The organism is Streptomyces sp. Tek67B01 (assembly GCF_055231995.1).
In genome coordinates this window covers 6,878,081-6,904,324 of the sequence record NZ_JBUYUY010000001.1, presented here as the reverse complement: position 1 = coordinate 6,904,324, position 26,244 = coordinate 6,878,081, and the positions used below count along the sequence as shown (strand labels likewise).

General features: G+C 70.1%; 23 protein-coding genes and 6 pseudogenes. 13 read left to right on the top strand and 16 right to left on the bottom strand.

What is annotated here, in order from left to right:
- Positions 1-41 precede the first annotated feature (41 nt).
- From ACV7NM_RS31460 to ACV7NM_RS31445, 4 genes are all read right to left on the bottom strand, one after another.
- Positions 42-2,873: a M48 family metalloprotease gene (locus ACV7NM_RS31460; protein WP_463413493.1), complete on the bottom strand. Its 2,832-nt coding sequence runs from the start codon at positions 2,871-2,873 to the stop codon at positions 42-44.
- A gap of 68 nt (positions 2,874-2,941) precedes the next feature.
- Positions 2,942-3,451, bottom strand: coding sequence for a hypothetical protein (locus tag ACV7NM_RS31455; protein ID WP_463413492.1), 510 nt, complete (start codon positions 3,449-3,451; stop codon positions 2,942-2,944).
- A gap of 436 nt (positions 3,452-3,887) precedes the next feature.
- A complete protein-coding gene (locus ACV7NM_RS31450; protein ID WP_463413491.1) occupies positions 3,888-4,250 on the bottom strand; it encodes a hypothetical protein in 363 nt (120 codons plus the stop codon).
- A 67-nt stretch (positions 4,251-4,317) separates the two neighbouring features.
- Positions 4,318-4,737 carry a hypothetical protein gene (locus ACV7NM_RS31445; protein WP_463413490.1) on the bottom strand — a complete coding sequence of 140 codons (420 nt, stop codon included), beginning with the start codon at positions 4,735-4,737 and terminating at the stop codon, positions 4,318-4,320.
- 1,056 nt (positions 4,738-5,793) lie between these two features.
- On the opposite strand from ACV7NM_RS31445, the gene ACV7NM_RS31440 reads away from it, so the two are divergent.
- Together ACV7NM_RS31440 and ACV7NM_RS31435 are read left to right on the top strand one after the other, a co-directional pair.
- Positions 5,794-6,999: a hypothetical protein gene (locus ACV7NM_RS31440; protein WP_463413489.1), complete on the top strand. Its 1,206-nt coding sequence runs from the start codon at positions 5,794-5,796 to the stop codon at positions 6,997-6,999.
- A gap of 1,015 nt (positions 7,000-8,014) precedes the next feature.
- A pseudogene (locus ACV7NM_RS31435) lies at positions 8,015-8,596 on the top strand (transposase); the annotation flags it as partial.
- A gap of 444 nt (positions 8,597-9,040) precedes the next feature.
- Here ACV7NM_RS31435 and ACV7NM_RS31430 read toward each other — a convergent pair.
- The 7 genes and pseudogenes from ACV7NM_RS31430 to ACV7NM_RS31400 all read right to left on the bottom strand — a co-directional run.
- Positions 9,041-9,556: a peptidylprolyl isomerase gene (locus tag ACV7NM_RS31430; RefSeq protein WP_463413488.1), complete on the bottom strand. Its 516-nt coding sequence runs from the start codon at positions 9,554-9,556 to the stop codon at positions 9,041-9,043.
- Positions 9,557-10,059: 503 nt separating this feature from the next.
- Positions 10,060-10,332 carry a hypothetical protein gene (locus ACV7NM_RS31425; protein WP_463413487.1) on the bottom strand — a complete coding sequence of 91 codons (273 nt, stop codon included), beginning with the start codon at positions 10,330-10,332 and terminating at the stop codon, positions 10,060-10,062.
- Between the two features lies 1 nt (position 10,333).
- A pseudogene (locus ACV7NM_RS31420) lies at positions 10,334-10,567 on the bottom strand (hypothetical protein); the annotation flags it as partial.
- A 374-nt stretch (positions 10,568-10,941) separates the two neighbouring features.
- Positions 10,942-11,349 (bottom strand): hypothetical protein, encoded by a 408-nt coding sequence (locus ACV7NM_RS31415; protein WP_463413486.1) that lies wholly within the window; start codon positions 11,347-11,349, stop codon positions 10,942-10,944.
- A 553-nt stretch (positions 11,350-11,902) separates the two neighbouring features.
- A complete protein-coding gene (locus ACV7NM_RS31410) occupies positions 11,903-12,250 on the bottom strand; it encodes a nuclear transport factor 2 family protein (protein WP_463413485.1) in 348 nt (115 codons plus the stop codon).
- The gene (locus ACV7NM_RS31405) at positions 12,247-12,843 is read right to left on the bottom strand and encodes a TetR/AcrR family transcriptional regulator (RefSeq protein WP_463413484.1); all 597 of its coding nucleotides are present in this window, start codon (positions 12,841-12,843) and stop codon (positions 12,247-12,249) included. The genes ACV7NM_RS31410 and ACV7NM_RS31405 overlap by 4 nt, the downstream gene beginning before the upstream one ends.
- A 146-nt stretch (positions 12,844-12,989) precedes the next feature.
- A pseudogene (locus ACV7NM_RS31400) lies at positions 12,990-13,073 on the bottom strand (IS21-like element helper ATPase IstB); the annotation flags it as partial.
- 331 nt (positions 13,074-13,404) lie between these two features.
- Between ACV7NM_RS31400 and ACV7NM_RS31395 the strand changes: the two are divergent.
- The 5 genes and pseudogenes from ACV7NM_RS31395 to ACV7NM_RS31375 all read left to right on the top strand — a co-directional run.
- Positions 13,405-14,658: a hypothetical protein gene (locus tag ACV7NM_RS31395; RefSeq protein WP_463413483.1), complete on the top strand. Its 1,254-nt coding sequence runs from the start codon at positions 13,405-13,407 to the stop codon at positions 14,656-14,658.
- 783 nt (positions 14,659-15,441) lie between these two features.
- The gene (locus tag ACV7NM_RS31390; protein ID WP_463413482.1) at positions 15,442-16,593 is read left to right on the top strand and encodes a serine hydrolase domain-containing protein; all 1,152 of its coding nucleotides are present in this window, start codon (positions 15,442-15,444) and stop codon (positions 16,591-16,593) included.
- Between the two features lie 460 nt (positions 16,594-17,053).
- Positions 17,054-17,692, top strand: a complete 639-nt coding sequence (locus ACV7NM_RS31385) for a hypothetical protein (protein WP_463413481.1) — start codon at positions 17,054-17,056, stop codon at positions 17,690-17,692.
- Between the two features lie 845 nt (positions 17,693-18,537).
- A complete protein-coding gene (locus ACV7NM_RS31380) occupies positions 18,538-19,065 on the top strand; it encodes a 2'-5' RNA ligase family protein (RefSeq protein WP_463413480.1) in 528 nt (175 codons plus the stop codon).
- A gap of 855 nt (positions 19,066-19,920) precedes the next feature.
- Positions 19,921-20,241 (top strand): annotated as a pseudogene (locus ACV7NM_RS31375) (GTP-binding protein); the annotation flags it as partial.
- 64 nt (positions 20,242-20,305) lie between these two features.
- Here ACV7NM_RS31375 and ACV7NM_RS31370 read toward each other — a convergent pair.
- On the bottom strand, positions 20,306-20,503 hold the full coding sequence (locus ACV7NM_RS31370) for a hypothetical protein (RefSeq protein ID WP_463413479.1): 198 nt from the start codon (positions 20,501-20,503) through the stop codon (positions 20,306-20,308).
- 171 nt (positions 20,504-20,674) lie between these two features.
- On the opposite strand from ACV7NM_RS31370, the gene ACV7NM_RS31365 reads away from it, so the two are divergent.
- From ACV7NM_RS31365 to ACV7NM_RS31355, 3 genes and pseudogenes are all read left to right on the top strand, one after another.
- Positions 20,675-21,907 carry an FAD binding domain-containing protein gene (locus ACV7NM_RS31365; RefSeq protein ID WP_463413478.1) on the top strand — a complete coding sequence of 411 codons (1,233 nt, stop codon included), beginning with the start codon at positions 20,675-20,677 and terminating at the stop codon, positions 21,905-21,907.
- Between the two features lie 257 nt (positions 21,908-22,164).
- A pseudogene (locus ACV7NM_RS31360) lies at positions 22,165-22,484 on the top strand (NF041680 family putative transposase); the annotation flags it as partial.
- Between the two features lie 45 nt (positions 22,485-22,529).
- Positions 22,530-22,739 (top strand): annotated as a pseudogene (locus tag ACV7NM_RS31355) (IS5/IS1182 family transposase); the annotation flags it as partial.
- A 49-nt stretch (positions 22,740-22,788) separates the two neighbouring features.
- Here ACV7NM_RS31355 and ACV7NM_RS31350 read toward each other — a convergent pair.
- The 4 genes from ACV7NM_RS31350 to ACV7NM_RS31335 all read right to left on the bottom strand — a co-directional run bounded on the left by ACV7NM_RS31350 (position 22,789) and on the right by ACV7NM_RS31335 (position 24,837).
- The gene (locus tag ACV7NM_RS31350; protein WP_463413477.1) at positions 22,789-23,067 is read right to left on the bottom strand and encodes a hypothetical protein; all 279 of its coding nucleotides are present in this window, start codon (positions 23,065-23,067) and stop codon (positions 22,789-22,791) included.
- Between the two features lie 98 nt (positions 23,068-23,165).
- A complete protein-coding gene (locus ACV7NM_RS31345; protein ID WP_463413476.1) occupies positions 23,166-23,531 on the bottom strand; it encodes a hypothetical protein in 366 nt (121 codons plus the stop codon).
- The gene (locus ACV7NM_RS31340) at positions 23,528-24,208 is read right to left on the bottom strand and encodes an Asp23/Gls24 family envelope stress response protein (protein ID WP_463413475.1); all 681 of its coding nucleotides are present in this window, start codon (positions 24,206-24,208) and stop codon (positions 23,528-23,530) included. The genes ACV7NM_RS31345 and ACV7NM_RS31340 overlap by 4 nt, the downstream gene beginning before the upstream one ends.
- Positions 24,199-24,837 (bottom strand): RNA polymerase sigma factor, encoded by a 639-nt coding sequence (locus tag ACV7NM_RS31335; RefSeq protein WP_463413474.1) that lies wholly within the window; start codon positions 24,835-24,837, stop codon positions 24,199-24,201. Before ACV7NM_RS31335 ends, ACV7NM_RS31340 begins: the two co-directional genes overlap by 10 nt.
- 176 nt (positions 24,838-25,013) lie before the next feature.
- Here ACV7NM_RS31335 and ACV7NM_RS31330 point away from each other — a divergent pair, with 176 nt between their 5' ends.
- The 3 genes from ACV7NM_RS31330 to ACV7NM_RS31320 all read left to right on the top strand — a co-directional run bounded on the left by ACV7NM_RS31330 (position 25,014) and on the right by ACV7NM_RS31320 (position 26,188).
- A complete protein-coding gene (locus tag ACV7NM_RS31330) occupies positions 25,014-25,541 on the top strand; it encodes an Asp23/Gls24 family envelope stress response protein (RefSeq protein ID WP_463413473.1) in 528 nt (175 codons plus the stop codon).
- A gap of 66 nt (positions 25,542-25,607) precedes the next feature.
- Positions 25,608-25,787 carry a hypothetical protein gene (locus ACV7NM_RS31325; protein ID WP_463413472.1) on the top strand — a complete coding sequence of 60 codons (180 nt, stop codon included), beginning with the start codon at positions 25,608-25,610 and terminating at the stop codon, positions 25,785-25,787.
- Between the two features lie 137 nt (positions 25,788-25,924).
- Positions 25,925-26,188 carry a hypothetical protein gene (locus tag ACV7NM_RS31320; RefSeq protein WP_463413471.1) on the top strand — a complete coding sequence of 88 codons (264 nt, stop codon included), beginning with the start codon at positions 25,925-25,927 and terminating at the stop codon, positions 26,186-26,188.
- Positions 26,189-26,244: the final 56 nt, after the last annotated feature.

Sequence of the window (26,244 nt, the reverse complement as noted above, 5' to 3'; positions counted from 1 at the left end):
GCCGAGGCCCGCGGCTGGTCGCCGCCACTAGGGCGACTGAATCAGGAGGCCTGGTAACCCGCCTTCGTCAGGATGTCGGTGATGCGGTTGGTCACGCTGGTGGCGTGGGAACCGGCCACATCCAGGTCGAACCTGGCGGACGCGAGGCCGATGAAGGCGTTGGCGTCAAAGGGTTGCCGGTCTACGGCTGACAGGCACTTGCGACTGCCGTCGCGGGCGAATCGGCCGAACTCGTGCCAGTCGGCCTGGGCCCCGGCGTCCGGGACGCGGAAGTAGTACCCGTCTTCCCACGCGGCGAGCGCCCCGAGTTGTACGCACAGCGAGCGGATCCGGGTGAGCGCCGGGGCAGACGCCGCCTGCTCCGCGTCGAATTCGACCTCGACAGTTCTCAGCTGGTTGCCGGCCGCGATGGCGTTGCCCAGCAGGTATTGCCCGCCATGTCCGTACCAGGCGCGGACCTGCCGGGCCCGCGTCTGCGGTGACGTGGGGGGCGGTGCCTCGCCGAGCAGCTGCTGGAAGTTCCGTTGCCCTGCGGCGTAGTTCGGAAGGGAGGTCTGGTATTTCGCCATGGAGAGCGGCTCCGCGACGGCGAGCGTGAGCATCAGCGCTGTCGGCAGGCCCACTGCGGACCACCGGGCAATGGGCGGCTTCTCGGACGGGCGTCGGTGTTCTGCTGGTTTGGGCTGCCCCCGCCGCCGCAGGACGGCCGACACCACGGCCGGCAGGGGGGTTGCCAGGACTGTGACCAGGGCGGCGAGCAGGAGGGTGATGTTGACGAAGGCGACCAGGTTTCCATCCGGAAGCGCCTGCCATGCCGGGCGCCAGCCGCAGTCGGTGTTCCATACGCTCAGTGGTGCCGCGCACCCGTCGATGGACATCAGCACCACCGTGCCCACGAGGCCGAGCGTCGCTGCCGTTTGGGTTGCGATCAATGTGACGAGTAGGTGTCGGCTGCGGCTGGCCCACACAGCGGTGACGGTCAGTGTTCCGGCGAGAGCCAGGAAGGTGAAGGCCAGGTATCGAAGCCCCTCGATCCCGTTGCCCGGTGCCGGCCCGGCCTGTCCGATGTGCAGGTACGCCAGGACCCCTGCGACCACGAGCCAGCATGCCGTTCCACCGATCAGCCCCGGCCCCAGTGCCCGGCGTAGCGGTGGCGGCGTCTCCCACCCGGCGGTGGGGGGTTCTCCGTCGGGCCGGGCGCGGGCCAACCAGCGAGGGCGGTCGACGGTCGGCCCCAAGGCCAGGGCCAGAGCCGGAAGGAGCCAAGTTGCCGCGGCGGCGGCGGTGAACAGAGGTGAGTTCACCGAGGTCAGGAGCAGGGGAACGACCACGGCGGTGGCCGCGACGGCGGGGTGCCCGGTGTCCGTGGCGCCGGGAAACATCCGCAGGACCGCCTGGCGCGAGCCGGAAGTGCCTGCCGTTTGCCAGAACAACCCGTAGATTCCCTGGGTCGTCTGCCAGGTGAACCAGACCGATGCGACGATGAAGCCGGCGGCCAGGCACAGCACAAGGGCCGGGCGTAGGGACCTGCCGCGCCAGATACCAGCCCACAGGCGGGCGCACCGGGTGACCCAGACGGTGAAGGCGGTGGAGGCGGCCACGATCAACAGCAGCCCCGTCAGGCCACCGATCCACCACTGCGACACACCGGCGCCGAGCCCGATGAACAGCGTGCCCGAACCGAGGCCGGCACCCAGCCACAGACCGGTGCGCACCCCGGTGGGCGCCGCGCGGCCCGTCACCACCGCGTAGGCCACCGACCGCCAGAGTGCAGTTCCGATCACGCCGCACACGAGGAGGGCGGGAACGAACGCCGCCCCCTGGGATATCCAGGCGCTCAACCGCCGGTACGTGCCGAGGTAGGTCAAGAGGTGGCTGTGGATCAGCACCGCGCTCATACCGGTCAGAAGGATGGGCAGCGGCCGGAGCCCGAAGAGCGGGGAGGGGTCGGCCAGCGCGTCTCGGCGCAACTGTGCCTGCGGGTGCGTGCTCCACAGCTCCCTCAGTGAGTCGGCGACGGAGCGCAGTCCCAGAGGGGAGGGCGCCGCGGTCATTGAGCGGTGCAGGTCCGCGCCCCAGCGGGACGCCGCGAGGTCCGCGTGGATCTCCCGTGCGCGCAGCACGTCGGCCCGTGCAAGGTGGACGAGGGCGACCAAGAGGAGGGGAAGCAGGAGCGTCCGGATCTGGTACGGAGCAGTGGCCACCCAGGTATGAGGGTTGAAGGTGCTGAACTGAAAGGCCGACCAGAGCAGGTAGGGCAGCAGGACCAGCGTGCAAAAGGTCCGCCACAGTGCGACCGTGCCGTAGGTGACGGTGACGTCCCGGTTGGCGATGTGGGCGAGTTCGTGCAGCAGGACGGTCCGCACATGCCCGGGGTCGGTGCCGCGGCAGGCGAGCAGGCCGCCGTGCAGGCTGATGATCGGCCGGCGGTTGCGGCCGAAGACCACCGCGCCCGCCGTGGGAGCGGCCCGGTCGATGACTACCCGGGGGACCCTGGCCAGCCCTGCGGCCTCGGCCGCCTCCTCGACCAGTCGCAGGACGGCACCGTCTGTGTCGAGGGTGCGCAGGGCAACGAGGCGCCTTCGAGGGATCTTCCAGGCGGGCAGCAGGAGGAAGAGCAGCGCGGCCGCGACCATGAGCAACACCGGCAGGACGGCGATCTGCCACCAGGGCGGCACGGGCGCGGACAGGTCCATACAGGCCCAGAACGGAATCCACTGGGCAGCCACGCGGGTCATTGCGGATGCGTCTCCGGCCCGGTTCGGATCGAGCCCGGCGGCGAGCAGGCAGTCGGCGCCGTCGGCGGCGTGCAGGGTGCGCACGACCGGCAGGATCATCGCACCGCTGGCAGCCAACATCACAACGACCAGCATGATGAAGCGTATGGTCGTACCCGCACCCAAGGCCCGCTCGTCGATGCACGGCCGGGTGGAAGCGGCGTTCACCGCGGGTCGCCACCGGCCGGTTCGCCCGCCTCCTCCTGGCCTTCCGGAGGTCCGGAGGCCGGTTCCGCCAGTACCGACGCCGCGACCACGGCATCGGCGAGCTCTGCTGCGCGCTCGGCGGTCAACCCCCGCCGGGTGGCTGCCTCGACAACACGCTTGTGGACCTCCGCCAATTGGGCCCGGTCCAACGGCGGCAGAACGACCGGCGGCAGGGGCCGGCGAAAGAGCCGCCGCAACCAACCGTCCGAGCGTCGGCCGGCCCGCTCGACGACCGCGCCGACGATGCTCGCGGCCACTTGGTCGAGCACCAGCCACACCACCGGTGTGACCAACGCGGCCACCTCGGTCACGCCGAACCCCAGCGGATCCCGCCGGCCCCTGCCCGACAGACGCCGGACCACCGAGGCGTCATCGAGCGCCAACAGCCCGTCCACCAGCACGATCTCGTTCGGCGCCACCTGCGCCACCACGTCGCAGACGATGTCCCGCACGCGGCGTCCGCTCACCGGCACCCCTGTTAAGTCCATCCAAACCCCCGTGACTGCTCGCCCAGATCAGGCATTCAAGATGACATGACGGCGACCGACTACGCCATGCAATCGGGCTACGCCCCTCGGGCGAGCGACCGCCGGGCGGCGGCAGACGCCAGCGGAAGACGACCTCGACCCATGCCGATGTCATTCGGCAGTGGCAGCGGCAGCGGCACCGCGGACATCTACCCGGCCCTCGTCGCCGCCCTGACCGACATCGGCCCGGCTGACCTGCATCTGGTGTTCACCGACCCGGCCCAGCCGCTCTTGCGGGACATCCGCAAGACCTGCCCGGGAACGCTGATCCCGAACCCGGTGCTGCGTCTATGGAACATTGCCGCGCCACACGAACCGACCGGGACAGATGACGCCCGGGCGCGGTCGGCCGGCCCGTACGCGAGTCCGGCCCGGATCAGGTGCGGGGACGACAGACACGCACCGCGATCTGCGCGACGGCGACACGGCCGTTGTCCAAGAGCATCGTGCGAGTGGCGCCGTAGCGGTAACGCGGTTCGGTGATCGCGACCAGCGGGCCACCCGTGAGGCCGGTCCCCCACGCGTAGTTCGGTGGGTGGCACGTCCACCGGCGCCCGACCCGCACGCGTCCGCACCTCGGGGCCGGCCGGACGTCGAGCTGCTCGCAGTCGACGGTGCGGGCGACCCACTGGAACCCGGAGGCCTTGTCCACCAGGCGCACCACCAGCGGGGAGGCGTAGACCGGGGAGGGGTAGACGCCGACGATCTGGCCGTGCGCCTGCCGGTCGCGGTCGCACACCCTATGTCCGAGCGTGAACCGGGGACTGCCCCCCTCCGCCAGCGGTCGCGCGGCGTTGCGGAGGGGGTCAGTCCTCCTGGAGGTACGTCTTGGTCGCCGGGCGGTCACACAGGACGATGAGGAGTACGGCCAGGAGGAGCGCGATGACGAATCCGGCCAGTGAGGGGACGGACTCGTCGCGGCTCCAGTCGGCCCCCGCCACCATGCCGCCGATGCCGAGGAAGGCGAGCACGGCGGGTATCCCTGCCAACCGGCCCAGGCGGTCGCCTGAGTAGGCCACCCCGGAAAGGACCTTGTATCCGTTGCGCAGGAGACCCACGCCGAAGGCGAGAACGGGCAGCCCGAACAGTCCGAAGCCGTTCCCGTCCGTGATGAGCAACAGCAGGAACACCGCGCTGCCGGCGGCGACGACGCCGAAGGTGATGCCCAGGGCACCCGCGGCGGTGGCCGATCCCGGCCGCCTCCGTTGCGTGGAGAAGTCACTCATGGGCCGCACTCCTTTTCATGCAGTTGGGTTGTGGTCTGTGTGGGGGGCGCGGATTCGCCCGGAGGTTCCTCGCCAGGGCCCGCAGGCCTGCAATGGCGTCGAGCCGCCGTCGGGTCTCGACCGGGGCCCTGGCGGAGTGCCGGGGTGCTTGCGGGTGTGGTGCTCGATATGGCGGCTGAGCCCTTGGGGCCGTTCGAGCCACGGCGTCTTGAATCCGCACTCCCCACACCAGTGGCGACCTGCCACACAGGCTCCCCTTTCCGTAGGTGTGGGGTGCCGACCACGAGGATGGTCTCGGCCAGGGCGGCTGTACAGGTCGCGCCCCCGGCCATTGGTGTCCGGCGGCCACGGGACGTCGGCGAGCCTGGTCCTGCCCCATCGGTCGACGACGCGGTCGACGCTGATCTCGGCCACCGGATCGGGGCGGACCAGGCACACGTCCGGGACGTCAAGGCTCCCCACGTCGCGGTGAACGTGACGCCCTCCCAGGGATGGCCGGGGCCGGCGGCCGTCAGGTACTCGCCGACCAGGCGGGACACCTCCGGGCGCAGCGGCACCGCGGGCCGACCGCGCGCAGCCGGCCTGCGTGGTCGTAACGGCCAGGACGAAGATCTGCGGGCGGGTCGGCGCGCCGGTGACAGCGCCGATGACCGCCTCCGCGGTGTCCCGGCGTTCGAGATCCACGCCCCTGTGACCCGGCATGTAGCGGCTGTTCAGGGGCTTGACTCGATCCCTCGACGCAGGACACGTCCGTCCACGACTCCAATCCCTCCCGGGCGTTGGCCGGGTACGTGATCACCGGGCACAAGGTCCGGCGGCCGTCATGGCGTGGTCGGCGAACAAGGGCTCTCCAAGCGGGCGCGGCGCTCGACGCAGGGCAGGTCGAGCAGCTCCCGGCCGTCGATCTGCAACGCGTCGAACGCCAGAAAATAGCCGACAGCTGCTCGGCGGCCGCGACGAGATCAGGGAACGCACCTTGACGGGCGAGCACACCCAGGTCGTGCGGGATGTGTGGATCTGTTCGTTCCCCGTGTTCCGGGGCTCTGCGGACTGCCAATGTTGGCGCATGGCCTTACAGATCTCGTACAGGGCGGTCGGCTCGGTGAGGACCTCGACATCACCGTCTACTGGTTCCCCCGGGAACCCGACCGGCCCGCGAACCACATCTCGGACACCCTGGGCGCGTGGCGGGCGTCGATGCCCAGGGAGGTGGACGTGAGCGGTACGCCGGAGGAGGTCGCCTCCTGGAACGACGCCGCGGCCTCGTTCGTGCAGCGGATCGCCGCGGAGGATCGGAAACTCGGCAAAGCGGAGCGCCACATCGGGCGTTGGGACGTCTTGACGACGCGTCGACGGACACGGCTGCGATACGACGGCCTCCGGGCAGCGTTCCTGGAGGCCGTGCGGTCGGCGGCGGCCGTCTACCAGCCGGTCCGGGACATCATCGAAGCGCGCCTGGCGGAGCGAGAGGCACATGCGCGCGAAGTGCGGAGGCGTGCGTACCAGCAGAGGGAGCGTCAGTGGCGGGAGGAGGCAGCCCGGTTCAGGGAGTGGGAGCGCCGGCAGGAGGTGGCCGACCAGCCGCTGTCCGGCGGTCTCAGCCCCCGCCAGATGGCGGCGAACGGAGAAGATCCCGTCGACTGGCCGCCGGAGGTGCGGTCGGCGGTGGGTGACACGTCCGTGTGGTGGGCGGGTGTGTGCGCGTCGCAACGCAACAGGTGGGCGAGCGCACGAGCCGTCCGGAGAGTCGTCGAGGCGATCACCGGAACGGCGACAGCACTGGAGGAGGTCGGCCGGCCGGGAATCAGCGCCATCAGGGGCCGCCCTCCGGAGGTGCTGCGCGGGTGGTGGATCCACTTCGACTGGTCGGGCCTGCCCGACACCACCCGGCTCCGGACACCTCCGAACGTGCCCGCCGGGCGCGTGGAGGACAAGCACTGGCACTACCAGCTGTACCTGCCCTCCGACCAGGTCTTCACCGTGGACCGGTCCGGCGGGTTCGGTTTCGCCAGGGAATACGGGTCGAAGATCCCCTCGGGGGGCTACGGCACTACGTATTCATGGTTCCAACGGACCATCGAACAGTTCGCGGAGGAGCTGATCCGCAATGAGATCATCGCCTTCCGGTCCCCCGGTCACGACGGTCACCAGGCCTATTCCATGACCGACCACGCGGACCCGGACGTGTACGTGCCCTACGTCGAAGCCGTGGCCGAGCGGGCGGCGGCCCACTTCCGCGCCCTGCTCCCGGATCGACCGTAGGCATCAGCCTGCCGGCCACGACCGCGACCTGCGCCCGATCCGTCAAGACCACCGCTCCAAGATCATTGATATGGATACACGTTCCGGACCGCGACGTCCGGAACCAACTTCCAGGTCCGAGCCAAGCGGAGTTGCGGTCCGCACTGTCGTCCGGGGGCGCCTTCCCCGGCTACGTCGTCAAGCCCCCCCGCCGGATTCCCTCACGCCCGTGCCCCCGTCAGGCACGGAGCTCGCCCCGGGCGGTCCCCGGCGTGCCGGTCGTCGGTCGATTTCGAGATGGACCGGATCGTGCACCGACCGACCGGGAGGGGCTGGGCCGACATCGCGCCGAGCCGCGGTGTCTCCGGGCACCGCGACCTCACCCGTTCAACGCGATAGCTCTGTCCGGCTACGCCGTTGCGGAGGCGTCGGCGGTGCTGGACTCGCTCAAAAGGACCCTGGTCCTGTGCCGGACGTTCGGCGGCCGGTCGGCGTCCAGTCGCTCCTTCAGCAACTTCAGGCCGCTGCGGCACCTCATCGTGTCGGCCCACTGGTCCGAGTCGGACATTACGGGCACGACCGGAGGGTCGGCATGTGGAGGCAGGCCATCCCGGGGTACGCGCCGGGGCGGCGACGATGCTCAGACGTCCGGCCGATCGGGCTAAGCGCGCTCAGGCATCGGGCCGTCCCCCATCGGCTCTGGCAGAGTCCTTCCGTCGATGGACTCGCCGCTGTGGACCTAGGAGAGAAAGGGCTGCTCTGGGGCGGCAAGGGCTCGTACGGATCGGAGGGGTTCATCGCACGTCTGACTGCGGACCGGGTCCTGATGTGGGCGATGTTCTTCGCGGAATCCAATCCGTTCGACCGGATCCGGCTGTCGCGAACCGTCGCCACCTTCACATCGACCTCGGGGCTCGAGATGTCGGTCCACATCGACGACCCACGTTCACCGGTCCCGGGACCAGCGTCGGGCCGAGCAGCATAAAGGCCGGATGCCCCGGGCGTAGGGGCGTGGCGGGAGCGCCACTACGGGGGTCCGCAAGGTGGAGGCCGGCGTCGGGCGGGTGACCGCGAGGCCTTGGCTGCGATTGTCTTCGTGGCGACCTCCGGCTGCACGTGGCGGCAGCTTCCGCAGTGTTCGGGCCGAGCTGGCAGACGGTCTACCGCCGCTTCGCCCAGTGGAGCCGGGCCCGGGTCTGGGCCCGGCTCCACTGTGTGATCCTCGATGAACTCGGTGCTCGGGGTGAGCTTGACTGGTCGCGGTGCACGATCGACTCCGTCAGCCTCTGGGTCGCAAAGGGTGACTTTGACAGGAATCGAGGCGAGGACTTCGTCGACGGCGGACCGGCAAGCTTCACGCCGACAAGGCCTACGACTACGACCACCTGCGCTGCTGGCTCCGCACGCGCCGCACCCGGCACCACATCGCCCGCCGTGCCATCGAGCCCACACAACGGTTGGGACGCCACCGGGGGTTGTCCAAAGGACCGTGTCCTGGCTCGGCGGCTGCCACGGGTTGCACCGCCGCTACGAACGCACGGCAGAACATTTCCTCGCCTGCCTCGCCTTTTTCGGCAAAGCCGTAGCCCTCATTTGCCACCACCACCTCAGCAAGTGAAATCTAAGTGAGCTGTGTACCCAGCCTCCGCGCGGGCTCCCGAGTCATCCGGGTTCCGTCCCCCGACCAACCCGATGACGATAGAGACCGTCTGTCTCACCGCAGGTGCCATCACCCGGCCGCCGCGGCCACCCCCCGGCCACAGTGAGTCCCCCCCCCACCCACAGCCACATCCCGGCGCAGCCGCCGGAACCTCGGTGGATGGCGCCATACGCCACCCCGGTCGACGACGGCGCGGTCGGCGCTGATCTCGACCGCCAGCTCGGGGCGGGCCAGGGAGAACTGATGGCGTAGTGACGTGCTGCATGTGCTCGTAGCTCACCATGTCCGGATCCCTCCGTTTCCGCACCCAGACGCTTCACCCGGCCGGCGTAGTCTCGCCTGGGGCGGCCACAGGCGGAAGGCACGCTCATCGAGGACTCGGCCACGCCGCCGTCGATGCCGTCAGGACGGCCGGACGCGGAGCAGCTCGGTCCGCAGTACGGGTGTGCCGTCGACCGGCGCCGGATCCTCCCCGGTCGGCTCGATACCTCCGGCGGCGACCTTGTCGAGTGTTGTCAGGCCGTCGGGGCCGACCGTGCCGAACACCGTGTAGTTCGGTCGCAGCGCGGAGTCGCCGTAGACGACGAAGAACTGTGAACCATTCGTGTCCGGGCCGGCGTTGGCCATCGCCAACAGGCCGCGCCCATAGAGACGGCGCGCGCCGGTCGGATCGGTCGGTGCCGGCGGCAGGTCCACCGGCAGCTCGTCCTTGTACTTGTACCCGGGGCCGCCCTCACCGGTGCCGGTCGGGTCCCCACACTGCAGGACCTTCAGCGTCGGATACGCCGTCAGACGGTGGCACACCGTACGGTCGTAGAACCCATGCCGTGCCAGGTGCAGGAAACTCTGGACCGTGCACGGCGCCTTGGCCCGGTCCAAGTGCAGCGGGAGCGGGCCCTGGCTGGTCGGAACAGCCATATCAACCGTGCCACGACTGGGGGTACGCCGCGGGTCCGGCGGCAGCGGAACAGAGCGCGCCGGCGGCTCGTCCGGGGTCTGTGTGTACTGGCAAGGGCCGTGCGTGGTGCGCGGCGGAGCGTCGTCGGAAGCAGCGGCGACACTCCCCCCGGACACGACTAACGCCACGGCCGCGAATGCGCTGGTCAATGCTCGTTTCATCTCGCACGTCCTCCCGCTGATCGCCAGGTCCTGGAGCGCTCGCAGTCTAGGGCGTGGGTCGGGTCCGCGGAATGGTTAACGGCAGGAGGCGGGCGCGGCCGACCCCGAGGTCCTCGCCCTCCGGCTGACGTCCCTGCTCGACGGAACCACTCGCGTGTAGGGATCGGCCGCATCCCGGGCTCCAGACGTCCCTGCCGGAGCGCGGTCGCCTGGACAGGGCAACGCACCACGGTGCGGAGCGCGGTGAGGGGGCGGTTGGCGACGAGGTGGTGGAGAGATGGCACCCGGGAGCTCCGTCGCGGTCAGACCTCGATGTACGCCACGACCACGACGGCGCGCAGGGCGGTGACGAAGTACAGAACGCGGACGGTTTCTACTTCGTCGGTGTACTGGCGCAGCTGGGGGCCGGTGGTGTCACGGGGGATCGGCTCACCGACGTCGGGATCGACGGAGATGACCACCAGGGCGCGGTCCAGCGCGTGGAGCTCGGCCTCGGTGGTGATGTTCTCCAGCTGCTTGGCGGCGGAGTCGGAGAAGGCGATCCGGGCGCGGCGGCGGCCGAGCTGTGCGGACATCAGCGAGGGCCGGGCGCTGAGCGGCGAGGCGGGCGAGGTGGGCCTTCCGCAGGTCCTCCCAGGGCGTGCACTGCTCCGGGTTGGGCAGGCCGTGGGAGGCGATGTCCTCGAGGACGGCGGCGAACTGGTCCGCCTGGCCGCGGGTCTTGGCCGCGTACGCGCGCACCGCGTCGGCGGCCGAGGGATCCAGCAGGTGCCGGGCGGTGGTGTCGGCGGGTGTCGGCTGTTCGCTCATCGAGGACTCCATGGGCCGAACGGACGTGTCTGGCCGCGGTATCGCCGGGCGCGCGGGCCCGGGACCCACTCCGGGCGAAGCCGAGTCGGTGGGCGAAACGCGCGGGCGCGGCCGAGGGACACCGAACCTGGCGGCGCAGGCCCTCCGCGGTTGAGCCACACCGCCGGCCCGGCACGCCCCTGAGGTCGCCGGGCCGCGCCGCTTCGAGCGGAGGGCGCGTCACGGGACAGCAGCGGCACCGCCAGGGCGTCATGGCCGTGGTGTAGTGGTGCTCCAGGGGGCTGGAGACCGGCCCCGCGCATAGAGGCGGCGGCGCACTTGGTGTCAACGCGGACAACGGGGCAGCGGGATCACCTGTGATGAAGGTGCGCTCGTTACTCGGCTGCTGCGACTGACTGTTGCTCTTTCGCCCTGCCGCGCAGCACCAAATCGCCCCACACCCACAGCAGGGACACAGGGGCCGCCAGCATGATCACGCCGAGGGCATGGCGCAGGTGGGCATCATTCTTGTCCGCGCACTCGGCAGCGATGTTGCGCGCAGTCTCGTCGTTCCACGTGTCGCTGATGGAATGGGCGAAAGAGGATTCCCGGAAGAGTACCGGCGGTCCGCAGGACAGTTTCTGCGACTCCTGTCCTCCGTCGCCACCAAGCTGCATCGGGAAAATGGCGAGCCAGAACGCCCAGACCCATCCGGCCAGCGCGAGCAGGCCCACGGCGACTACCAGCCGCTCTGTGCCGCTACGCGGCTCCAGAGGCTGTATTTCGCCATCCGTGTCTGTCATGCCCTGCCCCCTTCTACGGGCCCTTTACGTTCCTTGGCGCCGCACCGCCGGCACCGCAGACGGCTCCGCGCCTGACGGCTCATGCCGCACGCCGCCATCGTGCCGCTCCAATGGCACGAACCTACTGATCACCAGCCTTCGATGGCAAACGATCACGGGTCCCGAGGCGATCTCGACGCGCGGTCTCCTCCTACGGAGCCGCACCCGCCCCCTCAGGACCAGGCACGGCCCAGCACCCGAACGGTGCCACGGTCCGGCCTGGCTCAAGGCCATCGAGCGGGACATCGATGTCCGGGCGGCCCATCACCCCCTTCGCCAGGGTGTGCACCATCTGCGCGGCGGCCTCGGCCACTAGCGGTGGGTCGGGTGTCGAGATGGGTTCCGCGGCTGATGAGGGGCGAGCGGCGCCGTCGACGCGAAGGTGGCGGGTGTCCATCACCATTGCGGGATTGACGTGGCCGCGCAGCGCCCGGTCGCCGCAGTGGCCATGGTCGGTGACCTCGCCGAGCGGCGTCGACTGATCGGCGACGTGCTCGGCGAGGCTGGAATCCGTTTACGCGGGCAGGAAGAACCCGGTGATGTCGGCGAGGCGGCCTTCGCGGTGGAGCGCGGTGCTCACTCCCTGCATGGCGGGTTCGTCCTGCTCTCCGAGCTGGGTCCACCGTGCAAGCGACCGGTCGTGGTGGCCGACTACCTCATCGATACGGAACCGGTGGCCTGGGAAGGCTCCGGCGAATCCGGTCATGTACGCGGCCAGCTCGGTCAGTCCACCGACCTCCGTGCCCGGGTCCCGGTAGGCGACGTCATCGACCGCGACCGCGCCGAGTGCGGCGAGGCGCTCGCCGGGTTCGGCAGACCAGCACGCCGCGTAGTTCTCCCAGAGCTGCTGTGAGTCACTCATCGTTGTCCCTCTTTCTCGGGGCCGATCGACGCCATCGCGCCGTCGGTGATCGTGTGCAGTTTGGTGAGGGGGCTGCCGGCCCGGACGAGCACCAGCAGGCCCTGGTAGAGCGCCAGCAGGTGGGCTGCCGACATCGCCACGTCCAGATCCGGGGACAGCAGGCCCAAGGCACGGGCCCGCGTCAGGGCTTGGGCGAAGCCCGACTCGATCGTCTCCAGCCCTCGGCAAACCGCGTCGGCAGCCTGCGGAACGGTGAAGGACTCCACGGCGGTGTTGGTGAGCAGACAGCCCGGATCTGGACCGGGGCCGGTCTCGAACGCCGAGGTGAAGAACGACCGGATACCCGCCACGGGGTCGGTCGACTCCAGGAGATGGACCCGGACCCGGCCCTGGACGACCTGGTCGTTGTAGGCGTCCAGGGCGGCGCGGAACAGGCCGTCCTTGCTTTCGAAGACCCGATACAGGCTGCCGGGGTGCAGCCCGGTCGCCTCCTCGATGTCCCGCACCGAGGCCCCGAAGTAGCCGCGGCGGCGGAACAGTCGCATGGCAGAGGCCAGTACTTCCGCCCTGTCCCAAAGCTGCTTGCGTCCCACCGGAACCCCCTTAGTTGAACGATCGCTCACAAAAATAGCACGTGTGCCGGACCCTCGAACACGCCCATCCACAACTGAAGCCACTCCTGGGCCTCGGCCACATCCGTCGTCATCGGACACAGCGTCCACGGGGACGTCAGGCCACGTTCGACGCCGCGGCAATCGAATTGCATGTAGCCGAGCTCGTCGATGCACAAAAGATCGACGCGGCCTTGGCGGGCGATGGTCTCCACAGCGGGGCGGCGTCCACTCACGCCGCACGTTCACACCAGCGAGTGCCGCCCGAAACACTCCCCCGCACCGGGGATGCGAGGGCGGCCTGGAACAAGTTGCGAGGGCGGTATACGTGAGCCATGGGGCATGCCGGCCCACCCACGCCGACGGCCGGCCAGGACGTAAACGCTGGAGGGCCATCTACAGCGCTCAGATCCCGGCGGCCGTGGGGCCTGGACCGCGCCCACGTCGAGGGATGGTCGGCCGTGGCAGGGCCGCCCTGCTGACCGGCGATGATGGATGTGTGGGGGCTGGGCACGGCGGCCGGCGGGTTCTCGGGGTAGGGCAGTGATCGAGGTCGGGCAGCACGGCGCGTTCGGCGTGAACGGTATTGGTATGGAGTGCCGGCCATTCCCGTTGAGCTTCAGCGTCCGCGAGGCCGCGGGGCTGTGGAAGGTGCGCGCTGACGCCGCGCAAGCGGGCGAGCTGGTCGACCTGCTCGTGGCCGTGGCCAATGACGCGGTGGAGGTGGTGTCGCTGGAGACCAACTCCTGTCTGGATGAGGTCTGGCGTCCTCTGCGGCCCTCGCAGATCGCGGCCGAGCTCGGCGTGCCGTGCACGGTCCACTCCCTAGGCTCCTGGGCGTCCGGTACAAACGGACTCGCGGAAGAATTCCTGGTGTTCGACCGCCACCTCCTGCCCCGTCTCCTCGACGGCACCTGGTCGCCCTACATGCCGGCTCTGATCGACGTACCCGCCGACGTGACCGCGGAGCAGCTCGACGAGCTCGCCCTCGTTCCCGGCACGATCGGCATTGAGGAGCCGCTCTTGAGCGGCCTGGGAGACTCCCGGCTCTGGTTCTCCGGCCACGATGACTGCTACGTGTCGCTGGAGACGCGCGACCCGACCCTGCCGGCCGCGGTCCTGGCGCGGCTGCTGGCCCTGCTGGCCGGCTCCGCCCTCGCCGACCCCGCGGAGACTTCCTCACACGTTCCCGAGCCCGGGCCCTGGCTACCTGAGCAGCTGATCGCCGCCGCACCTCACTGGATCGGAGCCTTGGGCAACGTCACCGAGGATCAGGTCGACATCAAACTGGCTGCCCTGCCGAACCCGTGGCGGCTGGACGTCTCGTTCCCGCGGCAGGCCGACCTCACCGCGACGCTCGACGTACGTCACCGCACCTGGCAGATCACGCCCGCGGAGGTCGTCAAGCGCGGCATGGCCGCCGACCAGAACCTGCCGTTCAGCCTGATGTCGGTCCGACACCCCCTCCTCCGAGCTGGCCTTGAGGACGAACTGCGATTCTGCCGGGGCGGGTTCACGAGGTGTCAGGTCGACAACCCCGCGATCACCGGTCGGCCGACTTCGTTCGGCGGTGCGCTGGAAGGACAGGTTGAAGTCCGTGCTGGCGTCCTCGACCTGCAACTGATCGTTTGCGGGCGGCCAGGAACTTCCCTACTCCCGTTGGGTGAGGGCCATGTCCGCTTGCTTCGATGGCCGGCCGGTCAGCCTTTCACAACCGGTTGGTGGACGGTCAGGCGGGTGTCACACGGGTCCGGCGCGCAATCCGCCGCCCCCGGCCCACCCCGCCGCGAGGCATGACTCCGGTCTCTTCGGTCAGCGCCGGCCTGGGTGTCGACCTCGTCCTGCGCTGAGCCCGGAAGGCCCGACATCAGGCCGTCCGGAAGCTTGTCGGGCGCCTCATCGTGGTTCTACGCCGGATTGGCAAGCGGTTGAGCTCGTATTGCTTCTCGACGTTTCCGGCGGGGCCGCTCCACCGGACGGTGGTATCACCCCGGGTCCAGGCGATTACGACGTCGGAGTCTTTTTTGTCACCTGGGAATCTCCGTGGGTGGGCCGACTGTTATCAGTCGGGCTCGGTCCGTTCGCTCCATGATTTCGATTTGGGTCGCACCACCGGGCAGGCGCCCCAGCTTCGGGTCCATCTGGGGTCCGACGATGCTCTCCTGGAGGATGGGATCACCACCCGAGATACGGTGGCCCTGCAAGAGCGAGACGTCGTCCTTCCAGTCGGTGCGGAAAGCCGGCTGACCCCGGCGAACTGCTGGTTGGGGACGTCGTCGAAGGTACGGAATCCGCCCGGATCGACCTGACCGCGCGCAGGTCACCACCACCGCCCGGCAGCCACCCACACCACCCATCAGGCAGTCCCGACCACCACAACAGACACCCGGCAGCCCGCACACCAGCCAACCAACCTGCATGCACCCAGGTCACAACACCGACCCAGGCACCACATCCGCGGCCCGCCATACCGAGTCTCTTTCGTCTCGGTCGTCCTCCTCCTCAGGGCCCATCGCCACGGTTCGGGAATCAGTCTCCGGGTGCTGTCGGCGGGTGTACTCACGCCCGCATGATCCGGACATGGACAAAGCTCAAGACCTCGACACGCTCGCCCTGGCGACCGCGGAGCGGCTCGCCCGACGGCACGTCGGCGTTGCCGTCGCCGTCGTAGCCGACGGACAGGCCGCATACGCGGCGGCGGGAACCGCCGGAAGGGCCGATGCCGGGACACCGAGCGCCGACACGCTCTTCGAGATCGGCTCGGTGACGAAGACCTTCACCGCGCTGGCCCTGGCACGGATGGCGGTCGCCGGCACAGTGGAACTCGACGAGCCGCTGGCCCGGCTCCTGCCCGAGGGCACGGCCGTACCCTCGGGGGGCGGACAGGAGATCACCCTGCGGCACCTGGCCACCCACACCTCCGGTCTGCCCCGGCTGCCCAAGGGCATGATGCTGCGGGCCCTGCTGCGCCCCCGCACCCCCGATCCGTACGCAGGTTGCACCGCGGACGTGCTGCTGTCCGGACTGGCCCGCACCCGCCTCGGCTACACCCCGGGCCGGCGGGTGCGCTACTCCAACCTCGGTACCGGCCTCCTCCGACTGGCCCTGGCCCGCCGCGCGGGCACCACCTACGAGCAACTGATCACCACCCAGGTGTGCGCCCCACTCGGCATGTCCGCGACCGGGGTGGCGGCTGATGCCACCCGGCCCGGCCGACTCGCCCAGGGCCACGACAGCAGGCGCCGCCCCACCCCGCCGTGGAGCCTGGCCGATCTGGCCGGGGCGGGAGGCCTGCGCTCGTCCGCGAGCGACCTCGTGTCCTACGTACGGGCCCAGTTGGACCGCGGCAGCCCCGCCGAGCTAGCGGAAGCGGTCCGCCTCACCCGACAGGTCGAGCACCGCGTCAACCGCTTCTCCTGGATGCACCTCGGCTGGCGGGCCCACCGCCTGCACCCCCGCCAGGGCGCCCACATGCAGATCTGGCACAACGGAGGAACCGGAGGCTTCGCGTCCTTCGTCGGCTTCGATCCCGAGACCGGCACGGCCGCGATCGTCCTGAGCAACACCCAGCGCCCCGTCGACGCCCCAGCCTTCGACCTGCTGCGCACCCTCCAAGACCGGACCACCTCCCGCGACGCACGCCCGGGCAGGGTCTGGCGCCTCGTCCGAAGGCGGGAAACGCCGCCATCGACGGTGACGGCCGTCGCGCCGTCGGCCGCCCAGTGGACGTGATCAGGCAGGCGAAGACCGGTAGGCCCCGTGTCAGTCGATGACGGGGGCGGTAGACACGCACCGCACGTTCCGCGACGGCCACGTGGCGATTGTCGAGGATCATCGTGCGGGTGGCGCCGTAGCGGTAACGCAGATCGGTAATCGCGGGCCAGACGGCCACCCGTGAGAACCCGGTCCCACACGCGAAGTTCGGTGGGTGGCACGTCCGCCGGCACCCTCCCCGCACGCGTCCGCTCCTCGGGTGTGGCCGGCCGGGCACCGCGCCGCTCGCAGTCGACAGTACGGGCAGCCACTGGAACCCCGAGGCCTTGTCCACCGGCCGCACCACCGGCGGCAAGGGGTAGACGACGACGATCTGTGCGTTGTCCGACACTGAAAGGAACGGCTCTTCCAAGATTTCGCACGTCACAGACCGGTCACAGTCACCTCACAGCCGCCGGCGCCCCGCGAGCATGACCTGATGCGCACCCACCACGCCATCACCCTGCTCACCGCGGCAGCAGCCCTCGCCCTCACCGCATGCCAAGGCGATCTTCCGAGCATTGCCCCCACCTCGGCGGCGCCCACAGCGACCGCACCGGCGGCATCGGCACCGGTGGCCGCGCCTCCGGCGAAGGGCAGGACCGCCACCCTCCCCAACCTCGTCGGCAAGGGCCTCCAGACCGCACAAGACGAGGCGCAGGCCAGTGGGTTCTACGCCCTCAAATCCCACGACAGTCTCGGCCGGGACCGAATGCAGGTCCTCGACCGCGACTGGAAGGTGTGCAGCCAATCCCCGGCCGGTGGCGCGGCCATTGAGACCAGCACCACCATCGATCTCGGCGCCGTCAAGCTCGAAGAGACCTGTCCCGCGGGCGACGTCGCTGCGCCCAAGCCGGCCGGCAGCACGATGCCGAACTTCGTCGGGCAGGGCATGAAGGCCGTCCGCGGGGCGCTCCCGTCGAACGCCTCCATCACCGTGAAGGACGCCTTGCAGGGCCGCATGGTGCTCCAGGAGTCGAACTGGAAGGTGTGCACGCAGGCTCCGTCCGCCGGGACCGCGCTGTCCGGGCAGCCCGTCGGCTTCACCGTGGCCAAGACCGAAGAGGCCTGCCCCTGACCCATACCCGAGGCGGTGAGCGGGATGGGAGGAAACCAACACTCCCGCCGGTTCACCGACGAGGACCGCGACACCTCCGCGCACTGCCCGCCGAGGGGCTTGGCCGCAACGCCATCGCTACTCGCTACCCGTATGGACCGCGCCTCCCCACGATCAGCCAGGACGCCGTCGAACCCGGACCAGCGGACCGGGCAGACGTCGGCATCCGCCTCGGCCGGCTCGGTCACCGTAGCGCCACCGCTGGTCCATGGGCGCCGGCCCCGTGATCACCTACCCCACGCACGGCACCCCCTAAGAACTCCGGTTCGGCAAACAGAAGTCACCGGAGTGCGGCCATATATGCACGGCCACCAGCCCCATGCCCCCGACATCCCGGGCACGGAGAGGCAGGTGTAGTCCTTGCCCGTCGGGGTCGCTGCGCCGACGCTCGAGAGCAGTTCCTCGGGAACGGTGAAGGCTGCGATCCGGTACGCAGGCACAGGTCATCGAGCCGGAACCGCGGCCCACCGGCCCCTCCGGGGGCCGCCAGCAGCGAGGCCGCCGGCGCCCCCTGGGAACCTCGATCTTCTTGTGAACCTGGCGGAATGACCCTCGATCCTGCACTGCGGGCCGGTGAAGACGGTGCGTCACCGACGGCCGTGATCGGCCACTACTGGCCGACCGGGGGCAGTCAGGGCACGCAAGGTCGTCTACCAGTTCGGCGCGCAGGCTCGCCGGACGGGCGCCCTTTCCTTCTGGCCTGACGCTCCGTGACCACTCCGCTTGACCTGGGCCAAGCCCTCGATCACCCCGCAAACTCAGCCCTGCGGCGTCGGATCGCGTGTGGGGCCTGCGATGATGGTGGAGTGCCAGAGCCCGGGACCAGTGCCGTCGTCGTTGTCTTGCCCGATGCCGCCCCGCTCCTTGATACGGCGTGGCGTGTCGATCCGGCTCTGGTGCGTCGTGGGGTGCCGGCCCACGTCTCGCTCCTCTACCCGTTCGTGCCGGAATCGGCGCTGTCAGGACAGGACGAGAAGGATGTGCGTTCCCTGGCGGCGAGTTTCCCGGCAGTCGACCTGCTCTTGGAGGAAGTCGTGACAGCGTCCGGTTTCATCGGCGTCTCCGTTCCGCAACTACAACCCCTCGTCGACGCGTTCCTCGCCCATTGGCCCGGATCGCGTCCGTACGGGGGCCGCTTCGGGGCGCGGCCCGCCGCCCATGTCACGGTCGCCATGGGTGCAGACGACCCGACAACCGCCGCCCGTGTCCGCGCTGCGGTCGGCAGCCTGCTGCCGCTGCGCACCCGAGCGGCCGCTGTCCACCTGGTGGTGCTGACCGAGGAGGGCTGGCGGCCGCGGTTCACTGCGCCGCTCGGCACCCAGGACGCGCAGTGAATCCCGCCCGCCAGTCCCCCCTGGCCGCGACCAGACCCGGGGGCCGGTAGCCAAACCTTGGCCACACCCGACGACCAGCAGAAACGCGCAACGACCAAGAAATCCGCACCACCAGACCGAGGATTACCCCTGCGCGCAGCACATCAGGGCGCTGATGCTCTGCCTCGCGACCCGTAAACCGCCCGTACCGGGAGCCTGGACGTGCCCCAATTCTGCGTGCCTTCTGCCCACACGGCGGTCTGTCCCGGTGGGCAGGGAAGGCCGGTGGCCGCGGCGCCGCGGCTCGCCGGAGACGCCGCGCGGCCGCGCCTGGCGACGAACCGGTCATGCCGGTGGTCCGACTCGGTGAGGCCCGAACGGCGTACGGTCGCCGGTCGTTGGCCCTTGCCGGCGCCTGCGGACCACTGCCGTCCCTCGCCACCTCTGCGCAGGCCGGGAAATGCCGCGCCCGCTCGCGATCGCGTTCACTACGCTCGCCCAACGCGCTGCCGACAGGGCACCGCGTGTCCCGACGCCGACTGAAGAGAAGGGGAACCGGGCCATGTGCGTGCGACGCACCACCGCCTTCGTTCCCCCGGCTCGGTACGACGTGATCCCGGTGTCTCGCGATGCCCGGTGCCGGCTGCGCGGCCGCCACCGTATGCCCCTGACGCTGTCCTAGTCCCCACCCCTCCCTCCTCCCCCCTCACCCGCTGCCGGCTCACGCCGGCCGGCCCGGGCGAGGCGGGGCCGTGTTCCGTGTGCAGTTCCGGGAATCGCGCTGCCTGTTCCCGCATCATCCGAAAGGCCCCGGGTCATGCGCAGCAACCGGCGACCCATCGCCGCCGTTCCCCCGCCGCCGTCCAAAATCCGGGCATCCTTTGCCCACGTCAACGCGGGCAAGACCACCGTCACCGAGCTCATCCTGTTCGCGACCGGCGCCATCCACAAACGTGGCGAGGTACACGACCGAACGACCGTCCCGACTTCGACGCCCGGGAACGCTACCGCGGCATCACCATCTTCGCCGCAGCGGTGATGTGCGGCTGGGGCGGCCACCGCGTCAACCTGATCGACACCCCGGGCCACGTCGACTTCGCCGACTAGGTCGAGCGGTCCCTGCGTGTCCTCGACGGTGCCGTCGCGGTGTTCGACGACGTCGCCGGGGTCGAGCCGCAGAGCGAGTCGGTGTGGCGGTGAGCCCGGCGGCCCGGACGAGGAGCGCGCCCCGATCCGGCCGGACCGTTCGCGGCGCCGGCCTTCAAGGCGACGACGGCGCCGACCGGACGGCTGGCCTACCGTCGGTCGTCGCGACGCGATGTTCCGTTGGCTTCAGCACTTCATAGAGGTGGCCGAAGTGCTCCGTCTCCGCCATCTCGACGAGCACCGCCAGAAGCGATGCGAGGCACCCCGTCTCCTGCTGCTCCCGCAGGTGGCCGCGTCCCTCGTTGTAAAGCACGGTCCGGGCGCAGGTCGTCCGCATCCCAGAGGAGACGGAGTGACGGAGTCTCGACTCGGCTGGTGTGCTCCCTTGCCGGATGCGCCGTCCGTGCCGGAGAGTCCCCGTAGGACCGGCCCCGCCGGTCGCGGCAAGGGACCGGGTGCGGATCGGCCAGTCGAGGGAGCAACCATGCAGGGCGGTACGGTCGCGGTGGTTGGCGGAAGCATCGCCGGATGTGCGTTCGCGTCAGCGGCGGCACGCGCCGGGGCGGACGAGGTGGTGGTGCTGGAGCGCACCCGCGGGCGGCTCGCCGACAGGGGGCTCGGGCTGTGCGTCCACGACGAGCGGGCCGCCGAACTCGCGGCGACCGGCGCCCTGCCCCCGGGCATCGCCGCCCACCGACTGACCCGACGCCGGTGGGTGGTCCGGGACACCGCCGCCGGACCGGCCGGGCGCCTGTTCTGGGAGCAGCCGTTCCCCTTCCACTCTTACCACTGGGGACTGCTGTGGCGCGGGCTACGGGAAGCGACGCCTGCATCGGTGGTATACCGCCAGGGCGTGACCGTGACCGGGGTGGCCGTCACCGCAGACCGGGCCGAGGTACGGCTCGCGGACGGGGCCACCGAGCGATACGACTTGGCCGTCGGCGCCGACGGTTACCGCTCGGTGGTACGGGAGACGGCCTGCGATACCTCGCGCCCCGAGTACGCCGGGTACGTCTGCTGGCGCGGGAACTTCGACGCCCGGCGGCTGGAGGAGACCGGCGAGGCGGACTGGCCGCGCGACACCGTGACCACCGTGTGCTTCGAGGGCGGCAGTTGTGTCGTCTACCGCATCCCGGGGCCGGCCGGCCACCGGGTGAACTGGGTTCTGTACGCCATGCCCCCGCAGAGCGGGCGGTTGCGGCTGGACAACCCCACCAGCTTCCCGCCTGGTCAGGTCACGGCAGAGCTCGCTGCGGCACTGACGGAGCTACTGGAGCGCTGCTTTCCGCCGTACTGGGCCCGTGTCATCTCGCTGACGGACGCGGAGCACACCTTCGTCCAGCCCATCTACGACCTGGAAAGCGCGCACACCACCGCGGGCCGCCTCCTCCTGGCGGGTGACGCGGCCGTCGTGGCGCGCCCGCACACCACCAGCGGGGCGGCGAAGGCCCTCCAGGACGCCAGCGCTTTCGAGAGCGCCTGGCACCGGTCGGACTCATGGGACGACCTGCTGGACGCCTACCGGGCTGCGAGGGGGTCCGCCGGCCGGGAACTCGTTGCCCTCGCCCGCAGGCTCGGCCGGGCCCAAGTGGAGCAGACGCCCGCCTGGGCCGTGATGGACGCCCGTACGGCGCAGACGTGGTGGCGGAACCAACTCGCGGACGCGGCGGACATCGGCGGACATGCCATGACCGCCCCTGAGCCGCCCCGTGGGTGATCACGTGACGCCCGGAGCCTCGGGAAGGTGGCCGCGCTCGGGACGTTCTGCCGCACGACGTCATCAGTCCGGCCGGCCTCGGCCCAAGGCCCGCGCGCGGCGGCTCCGTCACGGTCCGCACACGGGGGGCGTCGCGGACGGACGCGGCACAGGTCTCGGACCTGACGTCCAAGGTCGGGCGGCCCGAGACCTGGGACGAGGTGACGGTGGTGACCGACTCCCCGTTTGACCCGGCGGACGACGTGACTCGACCACGAGGGCCCTTGCCGATCATCGAAGGCACGGTGATCCGGTTGGCAGTCGCGAAACTGCCCGGCGGTGGGGTGAATAAGCCCGTGTGGGTGTGATGGTCCCGTACCGGTGGCCGCCCCGAGGACGTGGATCGGTGCCGGCAGGCGTTCCTTCGACGGTTCGACGTGGAGCACACCTTCCGCTTCCTCAAGCAGACTCTCGGGTGGACCCGCCCCAAGCTCCGGACTCTGGCGCGGCTGACCGCTGGACCTGGCTCGTCCTGGCCGCACACGCCCAACTTCGCCTGGCCCGCCCACTCGCACGGGATCTGCGCCGACCATGGGAGACCAGGGACGCCGTCCTCGACTCGCTGCGTTCAAACCAACCTGACGGCCGCATCGCGCACAAAGGCGAGAAGGCACCCGTCCAGGCCAGTCAGCGTGGGCACGTGGAACGCGCCCACGGCTGGCAGAACGCCTTCCACCGGCTCGCCCACTGGTACGAGCGGCGCGCCACCGTCGTCGACGCCTTCTTCGACCTCGCCGACGCGGTCATCACCGTGACCAGTCTGATCCGGCGGGCATGGACGACTCGCCGCTGAGACGAACGCCCGGACCGCCGACCATGACCGCACTCGTATCCGCGCACCTCTAGACGTCACGCACCGCGAGCAGTTCGACCGATGCCCCAGAGGACTCCAGCAGTGGTGCAGCGGCAGAACGCCGGGGATCCGCCCGGTAGGCAGCGAGATCCTCGCTGTTGGGAAAGGTTAGGAGGTGGGCTTCGACCTGATCGTCCAGAGTACGCAGTCGGCGCTCAAGGCGCCCTCCATACTCGGCAAGGAGGGGCAGGACCGTGCTCTCATAAGCGTCGAAGGCGCCCAAGGCCCCTTCGGGAAGCCGCGCGAGCATCAAGTAGGTGACGGCCATAGCTCCTTCATAACGGTCCGTAACCGGTGATCTTCTGAGCCTAGCTGGAGTACACGCCCTCAACGCCGCCGCAACGACGCCTCACCGCGTAGACGGTCTTAGACGATGCGCGTGACCGTTACCAGGACGGTGACTGGAGGTGGTGTGCCGTGCCGGGCGAGCTGGGCGGTGACTGCGCTCAGCACTTGTTCGCGTACCTGCCGGGCGACCTCGACGACGCGATGGTCACGGTGCAGGACGCATCGCACTTCCACGTTCCAACCGCCTTCGGACGTGTGGTCGGCGCGGATGCCGGCTGCCTCGGGCGGTGAGACGGTGCCCGCGGTGGTCACCGCTTGTTTCGCGAAGGAGGCCGCCAGGGCCAGTCGGTCGGCGAGAGCGGGCTGGAGGGCCGCTACGCCGGGAACCTCCACGGCTGCGCCGGCTGCGGCCCGGTGGATCTCCTGGCGGTGGGCGGAGTTCATCGGTCGCTCACTCCCGAGGGCTGGTCGATCGCCGCGTGAGGGAGTTCCAGCACGGCGTTGACGACGAGATCGATGGATGTGACGGCGAGGCCGAGGATGTGCTCGGCCGCGTGGAGGACGGCTCGGCGTACTTCTTCGGCCCGCTCTGGCAGCGGGCGGTCGAGGGCGGCCGCGACGGTGAGGGTGACGGTATGGGCGGCGATGCCGTCCACGGCCGGGGTCACCCGGCAGCTGGCAGCCCGGGCGCCGGGGACGGTGTCCGCTGCATTGCGCAGCACTTTCGCGGCGGCGCTCTCGGCGATGCGCAGGTCGTGTTCGGCGTCGTCCAGCAGCAGGATGGCACCGAGTCGCACCTCAGCCCGCACGGCGTTGATGACCCGGTCGGCCAGCCTGCGGCCGTCGGGCTGTTCCTCGGCGCGCAGAGCACGGGTCACCCGGTCCAGGGCTGCCAGCCCTTCGATCGCGTCTCGGCAGTACGGGCAGTGGAGGGTGTGGGGATCCGCCGTGCCGGCCGGGTCGCGTGCCTGTTCCCAGGCCCGGCCGAGGGGGCGTCCACAGGGCAGTAGCTCTGTGCCGGCAAGGGTCTGGGCGTCGGGGCTCTCGTGTGCTTCGGCCCTGTTGTCGGCCGCGCGCTCGGGCTCGTCGCCGGAGGTGAGGTGCCGGTCGTCTATCGCCATGAGCGCATCGCCTCCATCAGAGCGCGTCGCGCGCGGAAGATTCTGCCGCGCACGGTTGGTTCGCCGCTGCCCACCACGTGGGCGATCTCGTCGTAGCGCAGGCCGTGCAGTTCTCTCAGGACCCAGCACACGCGCAGATCGGGGGTGAGTTCCAAGAGCGCTTGGGTCAAGGCGGTTGCCGCTGCGTCCGTCTCGGCCACTCGGGGTGGTGAGCTGCCCGCATCGGCGGCAGCGGGTTCCGGGACGGTGTTCAGAGGTAGGGAGTGGGGTCGGCGGCGCAAAGTGTTGAGGCAGCGGTTCGTCACGATGCGGTACATCCACGTGCCGAACGAGGCGCCGTGGCGGAATTCCGGCAGTTGCCGCCAGGCGCTGATGAAGGCGTCTTGAACGGCGTCCTCGGCGTCGGCCTGGTTCCCGAGCAGGTGGTAGCCGAGGGCGAGCAGGCGGCTGCTGTGCCGGCGTACCAGGACGGCGAAGGCGTCTTCGTCGCCTTCCGCGGCCCGCACGGCCAGCACCGTGTCGTCCAGGTCCTGGGCGGCCCCTTCGTATCCTGCAGCGGCGAGCCGCTGAGCAGCGGGCTCGGGCGGGCTGTCCGGGCCGTGTGCCGGGGGTCTGGTCCGGTTGGGCATAGGCCGCTCGCCTTCTGCGGAAGCGGATCGTCGCGGCGCGCGGCCGCACTCTTCGATGATAGGTGGTGCGTGTCGGGACAAAAGGGCCCAGAGGGGTGAGGAATGCCCCTGCGACGTGTCCAAGACATTGAGGGCACCACACCGGTGCCCGGCCGGACACCCCTGGGGAGGTCCTCATGTCGGACACATTCAGTCCCATCGCGGGCGGGAGCGAGCAACGTCCTGAGAGCAGCACCGCCGAGAGAGACGTCCGCGCCGAGTCCGGCCCGGGGGGAAGGGCTCTCAAGGGCGCCACGGGCGCCGGCGCCGCGCCCGAGACGCGGGGCCGGACGACCATTTCCGACAGCGTGGTCGAGAAGATCGCTGGAATGGCCACCCGGGAGGTCCCCGGAATTCACAGCCTGGGCGCGGGCATGGCCCGCACGCTCGGAGCCGTGACGGACAAGGTCTCCGGCGGACGTCCCAGCGCGTCCCGCGGTGTGAAGGTCGAGGTGGGAGAACGGCAGACCGCCATCGATCTCGACGTGGTCGCGGAGTACGGCGTGGCCATCGGGGACATCGCCGCCGATGTCCGTACGAGCGTCATCACGGCCGTGGAACGGATGACCGGACTTGAGGTTGTCGAAGTGAACATCAGCGTGGACGACGTCCACCTGCCCGACGACGAAGAGGACGAGGAGCAGGGCGAGGGCCGCGTGCGGTGACCGTGCAGCCCCCGGCGCCGTGCGACCGACGGGGAAAACGACCGACGTGAAAAACAGGTGAGAGAAATGAACGCAGCAACCGCAGGACTGTTCGCCGGCTTGGCTGTGGGCTTCGCCGCCTTCTTCGGCGGCTTCTGGGCGTTCCTGCTCGTGGCCTTCCTGGGCCTGCTCGGCTTGGTGATCGGCCGCATGCTCCAGGGTGACCTGGAGATGTCCGACTTCACGCGTTCCCGGGACCGGCGGTGACCTCGCAACCTGCCGCCGCTCCTCCCGCAGGCGCGGCGCACCCCGCGCTACCGCGTGTCCCGGCAGCCGAACGCGGCGCCACCGTGGTACCGGAGAAGGTGGTGGCACGCATCGCGGTCCGTGCCGCACAGGAGGCTTTGTCCGAACAAACCTCCAACCCACCCGCTCACGTCAAACTGCCCGCCCCGCACGCCACCGTCAAAGTCGCAGGGGGCACGGCACGACTTGGCCTGACGATGGACCTGCCCTACCCGGTCGACCTCGCCACCTGCTCCAGCGAGGTGCAGCACTACGTCAGCGACCGGGTGACCCGACTGACCGGGATCCGCATCACCGAGGTCACACTCACCGTTGCGCACCTGGTGTCCCCCGGCGGGCTGGAACACCCACGGGTGCGGTGAGCTGGACGGCAGCACCATCGGGGAAGGAGAACCGGAATGGAACAGGACCGATATGC